The 17,725-nt window shown below is 54.0% G+C and carries 15 protein-coding genes; all 15 read right to left on the reverse strand.

Annotated elements, in window-relative coordinates; all coding sequences use genetic code 11:
- Positions 1-8: 8 nt before the first annotated feature.
- A complete protein-coding gene (gene dnaE / locus ACXKZD_RS15575; RefSeq protein ID WP_010671865.1) occupies positions 9-3,491 on the reverse strand; it encodes a DNA polymerase III subunit alpha in 3,483 nt (1,160 codons plus the stop codon).
- 31 nt (positions 3,492-3,522) lie between these two features.
- A complete protein-coding gene (gene rnhB, locus ACXKZD_RS15580) occupies positions 3,523-4,149 on the reverse strand; it encodes a ribonuclease HII (RefSeq protein WP_022625455.1) in 627 nt (208 codons plus the stop codon).
- On the reverse strand, positions 4,142-5,290 hold the full coding sequence (lpxB, locus tag ACXKZD_RS15585) for a lipid-A-disaccharide synthase (RefSeq protein ID WP_488981716.1): 1,149 nt from the start codon (positions 5,288-5,290) through the stop codon (positions 4,142-4,144). The genes rnhB and lpxB overlap by 8 nt, the downstream gene beginning before the upstream one ends.
- 3 nt (positions 5,291-5,293) lie before the next feature.
- Positions 5,294-6,082 carry an acyl-ACP--UDP-N-acetylglucosamine O-acyltransferase gene (gene lpxA, locus ACXKZD_RS15590; RefSeq protein WP_010254134.1) on the reverse strand — a complete coding sequence of 263 codons (789 nt, stop codon included), beginning with the start codon at positions 6,080-6,082 and terminating at the stop codon, positions 5,294-5,296.
- Positions 6,083-6,085: 3 nt separating this feature from the next.
- Positions 6,086-6,541, reverse strand: coding sequence for a 3-hydroxyacyl-ACP dehydratase FabZ (fabZ, locus tag ACXKZD_RS15595; RefSeq protein ID WP_003852639.1), 456 nt, complete (start codon positions 6,539-6,541; stop codon positions 6,086-6,088).
- Positions 6,542-6,693: 152 nt separating this feature from the next.
- Complete coding sequence (gene lpxD, locus ACXKZD_RS15600) at positions 6,694-7,719, reverse strand: UDP-3-O-(3-hydroxymyristoyl)glucosamine N-acyltransferase (RefSeq protein WP_033756634.1); 1,026 nt, start codon at positions 7,717-7,719, stop codon at positions 6,694-6,696.
- A gap of 3 nt (positions 7,720-7,722) precedes the next feature.
- Positions 7,723-8,220, reverse strand: coding sequence for a molecular chaperone Skp (gene skp / locus ACXKZD_RS15605; protein WP_010254125.1), 498 nt, complete (start codon positions 8,218-8,220; stop codon positions 7,723-7,725).
- A gap of 110 nt (positions 8,221-8,330) precedes the next feature.
- Positions 8,331-10,742, reverse strand: a complete 2,412-nt coding sequence (gene bamA, locus ACXKZD_RS15610) for an outer membrane protein assembly factor BamA (RefSeq protein ID WP_010254119.1) — start codon at positions 10,740-10,742, stop codon at positions 8,331-8,333.
- Between the two features lie 51 nt (positions 10,743-10,793).
- On the reverse strand, positions 10,794-12,140 hold the full coding sequence (rseP, locus tag ACXKZD_RS15615) for a sigma E protease regulator RseP (RefSeq protein WP_010671861.1): 1,347 nt from the start codon (positions 12,138-12,140) through the stop codon (positions 10,794-10,796).
- Positions 12,141-12,152: 12 nt separating this feature from the next.
- Positions 12,153-13,010: a phosphatidate cytidylyltransferase gene (cdsA, locus tag ACXKZD_RS15620; RefSeq protein WP_010254111.1), complete on the reverse strand. Its 858-nt coding sequence runs from the start codon at positions 13,008-13,010 to the stop codon at positions 12,153-12,155.
- Positions 13,011-13,028: 18 nt separating this feature from the next.
- A complete protein-coding gene (ispU, locus tag ACXKZD_RS15625; protein WP_010254107.1) occupies positions 13,029-13,781 on the reverse strand; it encodes a (2E,6E)-farnesyl-diphosphate-specific ditrans,polycis-undecaprenyl-diphosphate synthase in 753 nt (250 codons plus the stop codon).
- A 181-nt stretch (positions 13,782-13,962) separates the two neighbouring features.
- Positions 13,963-15,159 carry a 1-deoxy-D-xylulose-5-phosphate reductoisomerase gene (ispC, locus tag ACXKZD_RS15630; RefSeq protein ID WP_022625453.1) on the reverse strand — a complete coding sequence of 399 codons (1,197 nt, stop codon included), beginning with the start codon at positions 15,157-15,159 and terminating at the stop codon, positions 13,963-13,965.
- Positions 15,160-15,270: 111 nt separating this feature from the next.
- Entirely contained in the window at positions 15,271-15,828 is a 558-nt protein-coding gene (gene frr, locus ACXKZD_RS15635) for a ribosome recycling factor (protein ID WP_010254103.1), read from the reverse strand.
- 143 nt (positions 15,829-15,971) lie between these two features.
- Entirely contained in the window at positions 15,972-16,697 is a 726-nt protein-coding gene (gene pyrH / locus ACXKZD_RS15640) for a UMP kinase (protein WP_010254099.1), read from the reverse strand.
- Positions 16,698-16,854: 157 nt separating this feature from the next.
- The gene (gene tsf, locus ACXKZD_RS15645) at positions 16,855-17,706 is read right to left on the reverse strand and encodes a translation elongation factor Ts (protein WP_010254097.1); all 852 of its coding nucleotides are present in this window, start codon (positions 17,704-17,706) and stop codon (positions 16,855-16,857) included.
- Between the last annotated feature and the right edge of the window lie 19 nt (positions 17,707-17,725).

Below are 17,725 nucleotides of genomic sequence, written 5' to 3' on the forward strand. Positions count from 1 at the left end.
TTCCTGTTCTAGTCAAACTCCAGTTCCACCTGCTCCGATCCAATCAACGAGCGCAGATCGTTAAGTAAACGATCGCTGGGCGAAATTCGCCACGCTGCACCAAAGCGCAGCTTCGCTCGCGCGTCGGCTCTCTGATAGTAGAGATGCACCGGAATAGTCCCTGATCGATGAGGTTCCAGAGACTGACGGAGTCGGTTTAATAGCTGGTCATCAATTTGCCTGTCCGTCAGCGAGATAGCAAGTCCGCGCGCGTATTTTTCGCGAGCTTCGTCGATGTCCATGACTTCACGAGCGGTCATTTTAAGGCCACCACTGAAGTCATCAAAGCTGACCTGTCCGCTGACGATCAGAATTCGGTCTTTCTCCAGCAACTGCTGGTATTTATCTAACGCATCGGTAAATAACATCACCTCAAGACGACCGGAGCGATCGTCCAGAGTACAGATACCAATTCGGTTGCCGCGTTTGGTGACCATTACCCGTGCCGCGATCACCAGACCGGCCGCCACGGTAATTTTACCCCGATCGGTAGGATGCATATCTTTCAGCCGCACCCCGCCAACGTAACGCTCAATTTCTTTCAGGTACTGATTAATCGGGTGGCCGGTAAGGTAAAGACCCAGCGTTTCCCGTTCGCCATCCAGCTGCACCTGCTCAGGCCACGGCGTGACGCTGGCGTACGATTTCTCAACCTGTTCCGGCTCTTCCGCCAGTACGCCAAACATATCAGCCTGGCCAATCGCTTCCGCTTTCGCGTGCTGATCGGCCGCTTTTAACGCGTCACTGAGTGAACTCATCAGCGCAGCACGATGCGGTCCAAGGCGATCAAAGGCCCCGGACATGATCAATTTTTCCATTACCCGACGGTTGATCTTTTTGGTGTCGGTACGGGCGCAGAGATCAAACAACTCGCGGAAATAACCGCCTTCGTTACGGGCGTCGATGATCGCTTCGATCGGACCTTCACCGACGCCTTTGATCGCGCCAATGCCGTAAACGATCTCGCCCGCGTCATTAACATGGAACTGATAGAGACCGGAGTTGATATCAGGCGGCAGGACTTTCAGTCCCATCCGCCAGCACTCATCGACCAGGCCAACCACTTTCTCGGTGTTATCCATATCGGCGGTCATGACCGCAGCCATAAACTCAGCCGGATAGTGCGCCTTCAGCCACAGCGTCTGGTAGGAGACGAGTGCGTAGGCCGCAGAGTGTGACTTGTTAAAGCCATAACCTGCAAATTTTTCTACCAGATCGAAGATCTTCATCGACAGTTCCCCGTCGATGCCCATACTTTCGGCACCGTCGCGGAATACAGAACGCTGTTTGGCCATCTCCTCGGGTTTCTTTTTACCCATGGCGCGACGCAGCATATCCGCACCGCCCAGCGTATAACCGGAGAGAACCTGGGCGATCTGCATCACCTGTTCCTGATAGAGGATGATGCCGTAGGTCGGTTCCAGCACCGGTTTCAGGCTTTCATGCTGCCACTGAATGTCGGGATAGGAGATCGCTTCACGGCCATGCTTACGGTCAATGAAGTTATCCACCATGCCGGACTGCAGTGGGCCAGGACGGAACAGCGCCACCAGTGCGATCATATCTTCGAAGCAGTCGGGCTTCAGACGCTTAATCAGATCTTTCATGCCGCGCGATTCAAGCTGGAACACCGCGGTGGTTTCCGAGCGCTGCAGCATATCGAAGCTTTTCTTATCATCCAGCGGGATAGAGGCGATATCGATCGGCTCCAGTCCCTGCTTTTCCCGGCGCGGGTTGATCATCTTCAGCGCCCAGTCGATGATGGTCAGCGTACGCAGACCCAGGAAGTCGAACTTCACCAGGCCGGCATATTCCACATCATTTTTATCGAACTGGGTCACCGGGAACTGCCCATGCTCATCGCAATAGAGCGGCGCAAAATCGGTGATCTTCGTTGGCGCAATGACCACGCCGCCCGCATGTTTACCGGCGTTACGCGTGACCCCTTCCAGCTTGCGCGCCATGTCGATCAGCGCTTTAACCTCTTCGTCCGCGTCATACATGGCGGGAAGCTGCGGTTCAGCAATAAAGGCTTTTTCCAGCGTCATGCCGGGATCGGGCGGGATCAGTTTTGAAATGCGGTCAACGAAGCCGTAAGGATGTCCCAGCACGCGGCCCACATCGCGAATGACCGCTTTCGCCGCCATGGTGCCGAAGGTAATAATCTGGGAAACCGCTTCACGTCCGTACATATCTGCAACGTGTTCGATCACCTGATCGCGCTTCTCCATGCAGAAGTCGACGTCGAAATCGGGCATCGAGACGCGTTCCGGGTTCAGGAAGCGTTCGAACAGCAGGTCAAATTCCAGCGGATCGATATCGGTGATTTTCAGCGCATAGGCCACCAGCGAACCGGCACCGGAACCACGCCCCGGCCCGACCGGCACGCCGTTGTCCTTGGACCACTGGATGAACTCCATTACGATCAGGAAGTAGCCGGGGAAACCCATCTGGTTAATAACGTTGAGTTCAATCTCCAGACGTTCATCATATTCCGGGCGTTTCTCAAGGCGTTCGGCTTCGTCCGGGAACAGGAACTCGAGACGCTCTTCCAGACCCTCACGGGATTTCACCACCAGATAATCTTCGGTGGTCATATCACCGGTCGGGAACTGCGGCAGGAAGTATTCGCCCAGCCGGACCGTGACGTTACAACGCTTAGCAATCTCTACGCTGTTTTCCAGCGCTTCCGGGATGTCCGAGAAGAGCTCGCACATCTCCTCTTCGCTGCGCATATATTGCTGAGGACTGTAGTTACGCGGACGCTTGGGATCATCCAGCGTATAGCCGTCATGAATGGCGACGCGAATTTCGTGCGCATCGAAATCTTCTGCATTGATAAAGCAGACTTCATTGGTGGCAACGACCGGTATTCCCTCTGCAATCGCCAGTTCAACTGCCGCATGCAGATAGCTCTCTTCGTCCTGACGGCCGGTACGAATCAGCTCCAGGTAGTAGCGATCGGGGAAATGTTGCTGGTAAAACGACAGGCATTGCGAAACCAGGGCATTGTTGCCGCGCAGCAGGCTGCGACCCACATCGCCGCGCCGTCCGCCCGACAGCAGGATTAATCCTTCCTGCAATTCAATCAGCCAGTCGCGGTCGATGATCGGTCCGTCCACGCCATACCCACGCTGATAGGCACGGGAGATCAGCAGCGTCAGGTTCTGGTATCCGGTATTACTGGACGCCAGCACGGTAAGCTGTGTCAGTTCATCCCCCATCAGCTCACTGGCAACGTTGAAATCGGCACCAATGACCGGCTTTATCCCTGCGCTGTGCGCGCCACCGTAGAATTTCACCAGGCCACAGAGGTTAGTGAAGTCGGTAATCGCGATAGCCGGCATGCCAAGGGCAGCCGCCTTCTTGATTAACGGCCCGGTTTTCGCCAGGCCATCAACCATCGAATAGTCACTGTGGACACGCAGATGTATAAAACGGGGTTCAGCCATATCAGTTTCCGGTTAAAACAGCGTCAGGCTATTAAAGCGTAAGGGTCTGGCGTGCAGCCAGTACTTCAGCATCGAGCAGCGCATTGCGTACGGGCGCAAAACTGCGACGGTGGTGCGGCGTGACGCCATACTGCGTCAGTTTTTCCATATGCAGCGCCGTCGGATAACCTTTGTGCTGCGCAAAACCATACTGCGGGAACAGCAGATCGAGTTCGGTCATCTCCTGGTCACGCGACACTTTGGCGATGATCGATGCTGCACTGATTTCGGCAACCAGACTATCCCCTTTAACTACCGCCTGTGAAGGCATTGGCAGTGCCGGGCAACGATTACCATCAATCAGCACATAATCGGGCTGAATGCCAAGGCCAGCAACGGCGCGCTGCATCGCCAGCATAGTGGCATGCAGAATGTTGAGCTGATCGATCTCTTCAGGCTCTGCGCGTCCCAGGCTCCATGCCAGCGCCTTCTCTTTAATTTCGTCATACAACGCCAGGCGGCGCTTCTCAGACAGTTTCTTCGAGTCGGCCAGGCCGGTAATCGGGTTTGCCGGATCGAGGATCACCGCGGCAGTAACGACCGCGCCAACCAGCGGACCGCGCCCCACTTCGTCCACACCGGCAATCAGTCTGGCGACAGGATAGATAAAATCAGGCATTCACCAGCTCCAGTACCGCATCCGCTGCCTGCTCATCGGCGTTCCAGCGGATCTGTTGATGTAATTCATGAAACGTCTGCAGGAGTGTTTCTCGCTCAGGCCCGGCATGCAGCAGCGGATCTAACGCTGCGGCCAGGGCTTCAGGCTGACACTCATCCTGCAGTAACTCTTTGACCAGCTCACGCCCTGCCAGCAGGTTTGGCAGCGAGACGTAAGGGGTTTTGACCAGCCGTTTCGCCAGCCAGAAGGTGGCCGGCTTCATGCGATAACCGACGACCATTGGGCATTTTGCCAGCATGCACTCCAGTGCGGCAGTGCCTGACGCCAGGAGTGCGGCATCGCTCGCAATCATCGCCTCACGTCCCTGACCATCAAGCAGATGCATCGGCAGTTCGGGGGCGGTTTCGGCTTTAATCTTCTCAAACTGTTCGCGGCGACGGGCGTTGACCAGCGGCACCACGATTTCCAGTGCCGGATAGTGACGACGCAGCAACTGAGCGGTTTTCAGAAAATCGGCGCTGAGCATTTCCACTTCCGCACCCCGGCTGCCGGGCAGCAAGGCCAGGCAGAGCGCATCATCGGCAATGCCCAGATGATGGCGTGCAGCCAGCTTATCGGGTTGCAGCGGCATGGCATCCGCCATGGTGTGACCGATAAAACGACAGGGAACGTTATAGCGATCGTAAAAAGCTTTTTCAAATGGCAGGAATGCCAGCACCAGGTCGGTGTTACGACCAATCTTAAAGACACGCTTTTGCCGCCATGCCCACACCGAGGGGCTGACATAGTGGATAGTGCGAATGCCAGTGCGTTTAAGATTGCCTTCCAGCGTGATATTGAAATCGGGCGCATCAATCCCGACAAAGACATCGGGTCGGAGTTCGGTAAAACGACGGGTGAGATCGCGACGAATTGTCAGCAGGCGTCGCAGGCGACCGAGCACCTCGACAATGCCCATCACCGCCAGCTCTTCCATCTCATACCAGGCTTCACACCCTTCAGCCTGCATCAGGGGACCCGCTACGCCGACAAAGCGTGCATCCGGATGACGGGCTTTCAGGACACGGATCAGACCTGCACCAAGAATATCGCCGGAGGTTTCTCCGGCGACCAGGGCAATCGTTAAGGGACGCGCTGACATGGATTAACGAATTAATCCACGGGTTGAACGGGTGAAGAAATCGTAGAAAGGTTGCACTTCGCTGTGCTGCTGTGCGATGGCTTCGATCTCCGGTTTCACTTCCTCCAGCGTTCTGCCGCTGCGATAGAGCAACTTGTAGGCGTTGCGGATAGCGTGCAACGACTCTTTGCTGAAGCCACGACGCTTGAGGCCTTCGATATTGATCCCGAACGGCGTAGCGTGGTTGCCCTGCGCAATAACATAAGGCGGCACATCCTGCGCCACGCCCGAACAGCCGCCAACCATCACGTGAGCACCGATGATGCACCACTGATGTACCGCTGTCATGCCGCCAATAATGGCGAAATCATCGACCGTCACGTGACCACCCAGGGTGGCGTTGTTGGCGAAGATACAGCGGTTGCCAATCACGCAGTCATGCGCGATGTGAGCATTAACCATCAGCAGATTATCGCTGCCCACTGTGGTGACCTGGCCACCCTGCGTGGTGCCGCGATGAATCGTCACGCTTTCACGGATGCGGTTACGATCACCGATCTCAACCCGTGTTGGCTCACCGGCATATTTCAGATCCTGATTCACTTCGCCAATTGAGGCGAACTGATAAATCTGATTATCTTTACCGATGCGCGTGTGGCCGTTCACCACAACATGTGACTTCAGTACCGTTCCTTCACCGATCTCAACATTCGCACCAATAAAGCAAAACGGGCCAATGTGCACGCGGGCGCCAATAATAGCGCCCTCTTCGATGACAGAACTGGGATGGATAGTGGCTGTTGGATCAATCACGAATTATGCCTCCCGGCTGCGGGCACACATCATGGTCGCTTCACAAACGATTTTACCGTCGACAGTCGCCACGCCTTTAAAGCGGGTCAGACCACGGCGGGTTTTCTCGAAAGTAACTTCCATGATCATTTGGTCGCCTGGTACCACAGGGCGCTTGAAACGGGCACTGTCGATACCGGCAAAGTAGTAGAGTTCGCCTGGCTCCAGTTTACCTACGCTTTTAAACGCCAGAATACCGGTAGCCTGCGCCATCGCTTCCAGGATCAGAACGCCAGGAAAAATCGGTTTACCAGGGAAGTGCCCCTGGAAAAACGGTTCATTAACAGAAACGTTCTTCACTGCACGCAGGTATTTGTGCTCTTCAAATTCCAGCACGCGGTCTACCAGCAGAAACGGATAGCGGTGCGGCAGCAGCTCTAAAATCTCTTCAATTTTCAGAGTATGAGTTTCAGTAGTCAAAATACTCTTCCTGTCCTAAAAATCTGATGACATCAATAACACGGCCTGCACAGATCAAAATGATCTTCCGCAGGCCGCAAATAGGTTCTGTGGCGCCGGGCTTCCCTGCTTAACATTTTTATTATGAAAGCCGGTCAGTTTTGGGATGGCGGTTAGTCGTCTTTGCCGACCTTGCGCTCGATGGCTTTTAAGCGTTTGCTCATGTCATCGATGTTCATCACCAGCGCTGCAGTTTTGCGCCAGGTTTTGTTGGGTTGCAGCGGAATGCCTGATGAATAGACACCAGGCTCTGTGATAGGACGCATGACCATACCCATACCGGTCACCGTTACTTTGTCACAGATTTCCATATGGCCGTTAATGACGCTGGCACCGCCAATCATACAGTAACGCCCAATTTTCAAACTACCCGCCATGATCACACCGCCTGCAACCGCAGTATTGTCGCCAATAACTACGTTGTGAGCGATCTGGCACTGGTTGTCTATGATAACACCATTGCCGATCAGAGTGTTATCCAGCGCACCGCGATCGATAGTGGTGCAGGCACCTATTTCTACGCGATCGCCGATTATCACCGCGCCTAACTGCGGGATTTTCACCCAGTTACCACGATCGTTGGCATAGCCGAAACCATCAGAACCGATGACGGTACCTGACTGAATCAGGCAATCCTGACCGATTTCAATTTCGTGATAAACAGAGACGTTGGCCCAGAGACGGGTACCGCTGCCGATACGGGTTTTTTTGCCAACAAAACATCCTGCACCAATGACCACGTTATCGCCCAGCTCAACATCCGCTTCGATCACCGCATTGGCGCCAATGGCGACGTTGCTGCCGAGTCGGGCTGAGGGATTGACCACTGCACTGGGGGCAATATTTTGCGCTGGCTGTGGCGTGGTATCGAGTATTTGTGCCATACGCGCATAGGTCAGGTAGGGATCTTTCACCACCAGCGCTGCGGTATTGCACCACTCCAGATCCGCTTCCGTCAGCACCACGGCTGAGGCCTTAATCAGGGCGAGTTGCTCGCGGTAACGGCTGTTTGCAAGAAAAGTGATTTGGCCAGTTGTGGCGGATTGCATAGAAGCAATGCCGGAGATGACGATATCGCCATCTCCGTGCAATTCTGCATCCAACTGCTGGGCTAAATCAGCCAGTCGAATAGATGACATGAATTATTTAACCTGTTTCAGCACGTCAGCAGTGATGTCTTTTGCGTTTGACGCATAAGCCACCGCGTTAGCGTCGATCACGACGTCGTAACCATCGCTGTCAGCGACTTTCTTCACGGCATCCTGAATACGGCTCAGCAGCTTGTTACGCTCTTCCATCTGACGACGGCGATTATCCTGCTCAAAAGACTGGGCTTTTGTAGAGAAAGCTTCACGCTGAGACATGACATCTTTTTCCATACGGCTGCGTTCGCTCGCCTTCATGGTAGAACCGTCACGCTGCAGACGCTGCATTTTGGTTTGCAGATCGCGCTCCTGGCTCTGCAACTCAGTTGCACGGCCTTTGAACTCGTTTTCCAGCTGTTTAGCAACAGTCGCACGTTGCGGTAACTGTTGGAAAATGCTGGACACGTTTACCACTGCAATTTTGTCGGCAGCCTGAACACCAGCGGAAACCGCTAAAGCAAGACCCAGACCTGCGGCACACAACAACTTTTTCACTATAAACTCCTTACCATCAACGTTTGTGTCAGCGACACAGTGTTTGCCCCGGAACAGCAACAGGTGCTGTCCGGCAGCAATACTTCAGCTATGCATCCATGCTCAGAACATTACCAGGTTTTACCAATGTTAAACTGGAACTGCTCTGACTTGTCTCCATCGACTTTCTTCATCGGCTGGGCGTAAGAGAACACCAGCGGGCCGAGCGGTGACATCCACTGTAGCGCAACACCGCTGGATACACGGATATTGTTTGGATCGCTGTAGTCAGGAATGCCCGCCGCACGCGTTTCCGCGGTATTTTCCCAATGGGTATCCCACGCTGTACCGGCATCGACAAACACCGAGGTACGAACCGAGTTAGCATACTTCTCGCTCAGGAACGGCGTTGGCGTAATCAGCTCAAGGCTGGCAATCGCCATGGCGTTACCGCCCACCGCATCGTCAGACTTACAGACGCCATTTGGATCGGCGATTCGGCAGTTCGACGAGTTGTTATTTAAGTAGGCTGCTTTCGGTCCAATGGTGTTGGACTGGAAGCCGCGCACGGTGCTTGAACCACCGGCGTAGAAGTTCTCGTAGAACGGCATCTCTTTGCCGTCGAGACCATCGCCATAACCTACGCGACCACGGCCTAACAGCACCCAGGTACGATCCTGGTTAATCGGCACATACTGCTGAGTATCCAGCGTGGCCTTATAGAAGCTGTTATCCGAGCCCGGAATCGTCACCTTACCGTTCAGGTTGGTACGGTTACCGGACGTCGGGAAGAAGCCGCGGTCCAGGGTGTTATAAGTCCAGCCGTAGTTAAAGGTGAAGTCATCTGCTGAGAAATCACCTTCATCATTGAGCTGCTGCGGCTTGCCGACCGAGTCAAGATAACGCCACATCGCCACCTGAGGCTGCATGTTTGACAGGTCATTGTGGACATAGCCCAGACCGACACGAAGGGTGTTGTTTTCGTTAACCGGGAAGCCAAGCGTGCCATCCAGACCATAACTTTTGTTGGTATAGTCAGAAAGGTCCGCGTTATCTGCTTTAAAGTCGTTGTAGAACAGACGACCACCCAGACTGACACCATCAACGGTGAAGTAAGGGTCAGTCAGCGAGAATTCAGCATAGGTCTGGTAATCGTTCTTGGTCCCGCTGATGCCCACGGTATTACCGGTGCCCAGCCAGTTATCCTGCGTGACACCGACCTGGAAGCTCACACCACTTTCGGTGCCGTAGCCGACGCCGAAGTTAAAGGTACCGGTGTTACGCTCTTTAACCTTGTAGACCACGTCAACCTGGTCCGGCGAACCTGGCACACGCTGAGTATCCACATCAACGGTTTCAAAGTAACCGGTACGGTTCAGACGCTCTTTACCCTGTTCAACCAGATCGCTGCCCAGCCACGCGCCTTCCATCTGACGCATTTCGCGACGTAACACGGAGTCTTTCGACGTGTCATTGCCTTCGAAACGGACGTTACGGACATAATAACGGTTACCCGCATCCACATTAATATGCAGTTTTACGGTTTTGTCGGCGTCGTTGATTTCTGGCTGTGTTGCCACGCGCGGATAGGCATAGCCGTAGCGGCCCAGCAGTTTCTTGATGTCATCTTCCATTTTCGTGACTTTGGCGCCGTTATAAAGCTCGCCTGCCGGAATCTTGGTCAGATGTTCAATTTCTGCTGAATGGCCCGCCATGCTGCCATTGACGATCACGCCAGCGATTTTGTACTGGTCACCTTCGGTGATGTTCACCGTGATGTAGATGCCTTTTTTATCAGGCGTCAGGCTGACCTGCGTCGAATCGATGTTAAAGCGTGCATAGCCACGATCCAGATAGAAGCTGCGCAGGGTCTCGAGGTCACCCGCCAGTTTCTGCTTCTGATATTTACGATCGCCGACCACGTTCCACCATGGCACTTCATCGCGCAGCTGGAAGCGGGAAATCAGCTCATCGGAGCTAAAGGCTTTATTACCGACGATGTTGATCTGCTGAATTTTTGCAGAGACACCTTCAGTAAAGACCAGCTTCAGATCCACACGATTACGCGGCAGTGGCGTGACCACGGCTTTCACGTTGGCGGTATATTTACCTACGCTGTAGTAGAAATCCTCAAGTCCCTTCTCGATAGAGGAGATGGTGGTACGGTCCAGCGCTTCGCCGACACGGACACCTGAGGCTTCCAGATTTTGTTTGAGCTGATCCTCTTTCACCGCTTTGTTACCGGTGAAGGTAATGCTGGCAATGGTAGGACGTTCTTTGACCTGGACAATCAGCGTTGTACCGTCTCGCAGGACCTGAACATCCTCAAAGTTGCCAGTAGCGAACAGCGAGCGAATGGTATTTCTGACATCATCGTCATTCACCGTATCGCCAACCCGTACTGGCATGCTCAGCAGAGCCGCGCCGACGGCGACTCGCTGCAGCCCTTCGAAATGAATATCCTTCACTACGAAATCGTCTGCACCGTAAACGGTGGCGCTGCTAAACAGCAGCGACGCTATGAGCAACTTTTTCATCGCCATCGTTGTTATGCGTTTTCCTAACACATCCCTCGAATGTTCGCGTTCCAGCGGTTACAAACGTGAGAAATCATTGAAAAGTGCAAGCCCCATTAACAGCACCAGTAAAATTGAACCGATGCGATAACTAAAGTCCTGAACTCGCTCGGACACCGGTCCACCCTTGATCTTTTCGATCGCCAGGAAGAGCAAGTGCCCACCATCTAAAACCGGCAGAGGGAACAGGTTGATGATGCCCAGGTTGACGCTAATCAACGCCAGGAACATCAGGTAGTAAATCAACCCATACTCTGCTGACAACCCTGCACCCTGCGCAATCGAAATTGGCCCGCTCAGGTTGTTCAGCTTCACATCACCGGTTATTAACTTGCCCAGCATGGAGACGGTGAGCTTCATCAGTTGCCAGGTTTTTACACTAGCCTCACCGATAGCCGCAAACGCGCCATACTGTCTTACCGTCTTGTACTCTTCTGGCAGAGGAACAATGCGCGGAATGACACCCGCAAATCCCGCTTTACTGCCAGATTTCGCTTCTGGCGTCATCGTCAGCGCAATAGACTCACCGCCGCGATCCACCTCAAGCGCCATGCTTTTGCCGGGGTTATCCCGGACCTGCGTGACAAAAGTCTGCCACTGCGATAATGGCTGACCATCGACTTTAACGATCCTGTCGCCTGCTTGCAAACCGGCTTCACTGGCTGGCGAGTTCGCCTGCACTTCTGCCAGCGTGGTCTCAATCTGCGGACCGCGTGGCTGAATCCCTAACGCGACGACCGGATCCTGCTTATCAGGCTCAAACTGCCAGTTACGCAAATCCAGCTGTTTCTGCTGGGTTGCGTCCTCGCCAAATCGAGCCACTGTTAAGGTGGTGCTGCTGTCGCCGATTTTACCCACCAGCGCCATACGCACAGCATCCCAGTCAGGCGTTTCGATACCGTCAACAGCCTTAAGTTCCATGCCGGGCGTAATTTGAGCTTCCGCAGCCACCGAACCGTTTAAAATTTCACCGATTACCGGGCGCACGCCGGGCACGCCGTGAATAAACACAACCCAGTAGGCAAAGATGGCAAAGATGAAATTAGCGACAGGACCTGCCGCAATGATGGAGGCGCGTTGCCAGACGGCTTTGTTGTTAAAAGCCTGATGACGAAATTCGGCTGGCACGCTTTCAACGCGCTCGTCGAGCATTTTAACGTAGCCGCCGAGGGGAATCAGCGCGATGACAAATTCGGTGCCGTGGCGGTCACGGCGCTGCCAGAGCGACTTACCAAAACCAATGGAAAAGCGCTCAACTTTGACGCCACAGCGACGAGCGACCCAGAAATGGCCAAACTCATGAACGGTAATTAATACGCCCAGCGCAACGATAAAGGCGACGAAACTCCAGAGTATGCTCAACATCTTTGCCTGTCCTTAAAGGGTGCGAAACACCAGCAGCAATAAACAGGCAAACACCGGCACCGCCGCAGTCAGACTATCAATACGATCAAGAATGCCGCCGTGACCAGGAATCAGATTACCACTGTCTTTGATGCCCGCTTCACGTTTAAACATGCTCTCAGTGAGGTCGCCCAGCACAGAGGCCAGCGTCGCGATAATCGCGCAAATCACCAGCGTACCGGTGGAAACCGTCAGTGGCGCCAGCGTCGCAAACAGCACTGCAATCAGCGCCGAGGTGACCAGACCGCCCAGGAAGCCTTCCCAGGTTTTGCCTGGTGAGACCTTTGGCGCCAGCTTGTGCTTGCCGAACATCTTGCCAAACATATAAGCACCTGAATCCGCTCCCCATACCAGCAGCAACACAAACAGCAACCACCAGGCACCGGCGAAGTGGTCGGTGTCATAGTGATACTGGCGCAGCGCCACCATGCCCCAGAAAAAAGGGACCAGCGTTAACACGCCAAACAGTAAGCGAAGGGGACGCGAATGGCGCCAGAAGGCCGCAGAAGCGGGATAGGAGAGCACCAGCAGCAGTGCAACGACCCACCACACCAGCGACGCCCAAAGCGATGTCGCGATCTGTGGCAGATGCACCGTGTGTTGATAAGGTGGCAGCGTAAACTGCATCAGCGCCAGCAGCAGACCACAAAGTACAGCCAGCCAGACGCGCTGTTGCCGTGATGCCATCCCTGCAAACTGACCCCATTCCCAGGCTGCCAGCATGCAGATAACGATGGTTGTCAGGGCGAAGCCAACAGGCGGTAACCAGAACAGTGCAGCTATTACCAGCGGAATTAATATCAACGCGGTAATCAGACGAGACTTCAGCAAAGGTTACCCCCAGATTGCTCAGGCGCCGCCTGGTGCAGCGCCGCCAAAACGACGCTCCCGCAGAGAGAATGCATTCAGTGCACCTTCAAAAACGTGTTCATCGAAATCCGGCCAGAGCACATCGGTAAAATAGAATTCAGCATAGGCAATCTGCCACAGCAGGAAGTTGCTAATCCGATGCTCTCCCCCGGTCCTTATCACTAAATCCACTGGCGCCAGCTCCTGCATACAGAGCTGCGACGTCAGGCTCTCTTCGGTAATCTGGTCAGGTCGCAGTAATCCTTCCTGAACCTGTTCAGCCAGTTTTTTCACGCCTTCGATAATATCCCAACGGCCGCCATAGTTGGCAGCAATGTTGAGCGTCAGGCCACTATTATTTGCGGTCAGCGTCTCAGAACGGCGAATACGTTCCTGAATACGCGGGCTGAAACGGCTGGTATCGCCAATGACGCGTAAGCGAACATTGTGTTTGTGCAGGCTCTTCACTTCACTATCAAGCGCCCAGACAAAGAGTTCCATTAACGCGGTGACTTCCTGCGGCGGACGACTCCAGTTTTCACTGCTGAAGGCGTAAAGCGTCAGGGCTTCAAGATTGTTACTGACCGCAAAGCTGACGGCACGGCGTACCGATTTAACGCCAGCTTTATGGCCTGAAATACGCAATTTCCCCTGATTTTTGGCCCAGCGGCCATTGCCATCCATGATGATAGCGACGTGGCGCGGACCGTTTCCCTGCTGGTCATCAGTGTTGTTGTGATTGTTAGACGACATAACGCTTAACCAATTCCTTTCATCAGAAATGCTGTGGTTTCTGAATACATTGCGCCCGATTCAAATCCCGACACACTCTCAGTGCCGGGCCACACCGAATTCGGTGACAGACCGTGAAACGCGAGCCAGCGACTATATCATTTTCACCTGAAGCGAACAAATGGCCTCATTACGATCGGCATCACGACGTGAAACGCGGCAACATTTCTGTCGCCAGCGCGCGCGCAGTGCGATCGATTTCAAGGACAGCGTCCACCGAATCCGGCTCCGGACACACTTGTGCCGCCATCACCTCACTATTAAGCGCGGCAATGTCGGTGAAGCGGATCTGGTGATTCAGGAAAGCCGCGACGGCAACCTCGTTGGCTGCATTCAGCGTGGTGGTCGCCGCCTGCCCTGCATCACAGGCATCAATGGCCAGTTTCAGACAGGGGTAGCGACTAAAATCAGGTTCTGCAAAGGAGAGCGCCGACATGCGGGTAAAATCCAGCGGCGTCACGCCTGCATTGATGCGCGAAGGCCAGGCCATGCTGTGGGCAATCGGCGTACGCATATCAGGAGAACCTAATTGAGCCAGCACGCTGCCATCGCAGTATCGCACCATGGAGTGAATCACCGACTGTGGGTGGAGTATCACTTCCATCTGCGCTGCGCTGGCATTAAACAACCAACGGGCTTCAATGTACTCAAGACCTTTATTCATCATGGTGGCCGAATCGACAGAGATTTTTCTCCCCATCGACCAGTTCGGATGTGCACAGGCCTGATCTGGCGACATGGCGCTGAGATCCGCTAAATCTGTGTCACGAAAAGGACCACCCGATCCCGTAAGGATAATCGACTCAATGCCATTATCCCGCAGGTCAGCGTAACCTAACTGATGCTGGATGGTAGCCGGTAAACTCTGAAAAATGGCGTTATGCTCGCTGTCGACCGGTAGTAACTGTGCGTTATGATGACGCACGGCCTCCATAAACAAACGGCCGCAGGTGACAAGCGATTCTTTGTTGGCCAGCAGCACCGTTTTTCCGGCGCGAATGGCCGCCAGCGTCGGCAGCAAACCCGATGCGCCAACGATCGCCGCCATCACCTGATCCACCTCATCCAGCGCGGCCAGCTCACAGGCTGCCTGAACGCCGGAGAGCACTTCAGTATTGACCCTGATTGCTCTCAGTCGCTCACGCAACGCAGCGGCGGATGCCTCGTCTGCCATGCAGGCGTAGCGCGGTGTAAAGGCCGCACACTGCTCGGCCATCAGCGCCACGTTATGGCCGGCAACCAGCGCCGTAATCTGATAAAGCGCCGGGTTGGCGCGCACCACCGCCAGCGTACTGGTGCCGATAGAGCCGGTGGATCCCAGCAGAGTTAATCGCTTCATGAAGCTATCCGTGTGAAGTCAGCGTGCCCACAGGCACAATGTAAAACGCCGCCAGATGTCGCATTCATACGAATACCTCTCTGTACGGCGTTTTGTCCGGCAGTGATGGGATTAGAAATCCATCAGCTCCGTCTCTTTTTCTGACAGTGCAGCATCAACTTTCTTGATGTACGCATCGGTCATTTTTTGCACTTCATCCTGCGCACGACGTTCGTCGTCTTCGCTGATCTCTTTATCTTTCAGCAGCGCTTTGATTTTATCGTTGGCATCGCGACGGACGTTACGTACCGACACACGGCCCTGCTCGGCTTCGCCGCGCACGATTTTAATCAGATCTTTACGACGCTCTTCTGTCAGCGCAGGCAGCGGAACACGGATGTCGGTACCGGCTGAACTTGGGTTCAGACCGAGATCGGACTTCATGATCGCTTTTTCGACTGCCGGACTCAGTGAACGATCAAACACGTTGATTTTCAGCGTGCGTGAATCTTCCACAGTGACAGAAGCCAGCTGACGCAGTGGCGTCGGCGTGCCGTAATATTCGACGACGATGCCGTCGAGCAGCGAAGGTGAAGCACGACCGGTGCGCACTTTGCTGATGGTGGTTTTGAATGCTTCAACGCATTTTTCCATGCGCGTGTCAGCATCTTTTTTGATGTCGTTAATCACGTTGAAACCCTTGGATTCGGTTTGACCTGGCCAGTTCCGGCGTAACCGGAAGCGGGATCGATAATCATCGATAATCCTGACTGGTGCGCGATGCATTATCATCGCGCTGACAGAATATACCTTATTTTATCTCGCCTCGGGTATTAATGCGTAATCAGGGTGCCTTCTTTTTCACCCATCACTACGCGACGCAGTGCGCCAGGCTTATTCATGTTGAAAACACGGATAGGTAATTTGTGGTCACGCGCCAGGGTAAAGGCCGCAAGATCCATCACTTTCAGCTCCTGATCCAGCACTTCAGCATAGGTCAGTTGCTCATACAGCGTTGCGTCCGGGCTTTTCACCGGATCCGCAGAGTAGACGCCGTCCACTTTGGTCGCTTTCAGCACGACGTCCGCTTCAATCTCAATGCCGCGCAGACACGCTGCAGAGTCAGTGGTGAAGAACGGGTTACCGGTACCGGCGGAGAAGATCACCACGCGGTTGTTACGCAGCAGGCTGATTGCTTCTGCCCAGCTGTAGTTGTCACAGACGCCATTCAGTGGAATCGCTGACATCAGGCGTGCATTCACATAGGCGCGGTGCAGTGCATCACGCATCGCCAGGCCGTTCATCACGGTTGCCAGCATACCCATGTGGTCACCCACAACGCGGTTCATGCCGGCCTGCTGCAGGCTCGCTCCACGGAACAGGTTCCCTCCGCCAATCACCACGCCAACCTGGATGCCCAGTTCAACCAGCTCTTTTACCTCTTGTGCCATGCGGTCAAGCACACTCGCGTCGATACCAAAACCTTCAGCGCCTTGCAGGGCTTCGCCGCTGAGTTTAAGCAGGATACGTTGATAAACAGGTTTTGCGTTGGTCGCCATGGTCAGTTCTTCCTGGAAGATTGGGTGTAAAGGAGAAGTAAATTCTGATCGATCATCCGCTTACCGCAATGAAATTGCTATTGGGATGAAACTGAAAACGTATCTGTTGCGATTCACAGACAAAAAAGAACCGCCATCTGGCGGTTCTTTCAAAGCATTAAGACTGTTTGGACATTGCTGCAACTTCTGCAGCGAAGTCAGACTCAACTTTCTCGATGCCTTCACCAACTTCGAAGCGGATGAAGTTGATAACGTCAGCGCCCTGCTCTTTCAGAGCCTGGCCAACGGTTTTGCTTGGGTCGATAACGAAAGCCTGACCAGTCAGAGAGACTTCGCCGGTGAATTTCTTCATACGGCCTTCAACCATCTTCTCTGCGATCTCTTTTGGCTTGCCAGACTGCATCGCGATGTCCAGCTGAACCTGGTACTCTTTATCAACCACGTCAGCAGAAACGTCTTCTGGCTTAACGAATTCAGGCTTGCTTGCCGCAACGTGCATCGCGATCTGTTTGATCAGATCTTCGTTAGCGCCTTTGGTTGAAACCAGAACGCCGATACGTGCGCCGTGCAGGTAGCTGCCCAGCTCTGCGCCTTCCAGGATAGCAACGCGACGGATGTTGATGTTCTCACCGATTTTAGCAACCAGTGCAACGCGCTCTTCTTCGAACTGCGCTTTCAGAACTTCAACGTCGGTAACGCGATCAGCTGCAGCCACATCCAGAACTTTGTCTGCGAACGCCTGGAAACCGCCATCTTTTGCAACGAAGTCAGTCTGGCAGTTTACTTCCAGAATCACGCCGTAGTCGCCAACGATCTTGGTTTTGATTACGCCATCAGCAGCAACGTTGCCTGCTTTTTTCGCTGCTTTGATTGCGCCAGACTTACGCATGTTCTCAATCGCCAGCTCAATGTCGCCGTTCGCTTCAGTCAGCGCTTTTTTGCAATCCATCATGCCAGCGCCAGTACGCTCACGCAGTTCTTTTACCAATGCAGCGGTAATGTCAGCCATTCCAGAATCCTCGGTTCGT

It is taken from the genome of Pantoea sp. ABR1s (assembly GCF_057812235.1).

Coding starts and splice junctions, on each gene's coding strand:
- tsf (WP_010254097.1), bottom strand. CDS start 17,706: ATGGCTGACATTACCGCTGCATTGGTAAAAGAACTGCGTGAGCGTACT.
- ispU (WP_010254107.1), bottom strand. CDS start 13,781: ATGTCGTCTAACAATCACAACAACACTGATGACCAGCAGGGAAACGGT.
- rseP (WP_010671861.1), bottom strand. CDS start 12,140: ATGTTGAGCATACTCTGGAGTTTCGTCGCCTTTATCGTTGCGCTGGGC.
- lpxB (WP_488981716.1), bottom strand. CDS start 5,290: ATGTCAGCGCGTCCCTTAACGATTGCCCTGGTCGCCGGAGAAACCTCC.
- bamA (WP_010254119.1), bottom strand. CDS start 10,742: ATGGCGATGAAAAAGTTGCTCATAGCGTCGCTGCTGTTTAGCAGCGCC.
- rnhB (WP_022625455.1), bottom strand. CDS start 4,149: ATGCCTGATTTTATCTATCCTGTCGCCAGACTGATTGCCGGTGTGGAC.
- lpxD (WP_033756634.1), bottom strand. CDS start 7,719: ATGTCATCTATTCGACTGGCTGATTTAGCCCAGCAGTTGGATGCAGAA.
- pyrH (WP_010254099.1), bottom strand. CDS start 16,697: ATGGCGACCAACGCAAAACCTGTTTATCAACGTATCCTGCTTAAACTC.
- dnaE (WP_010671865.1), bottom strand. CDS start 3,491: ATGGCTGAACCCCGTTTTATACATCTGCGTGTCCACAGTGACTATTCG.
- ispC (WP_022625453.1), bottom strand. CDS start 15,159: ATGAAGCGATTAACTCTGCTGGGATCCACCGGCTCTATCGGCACCAGT.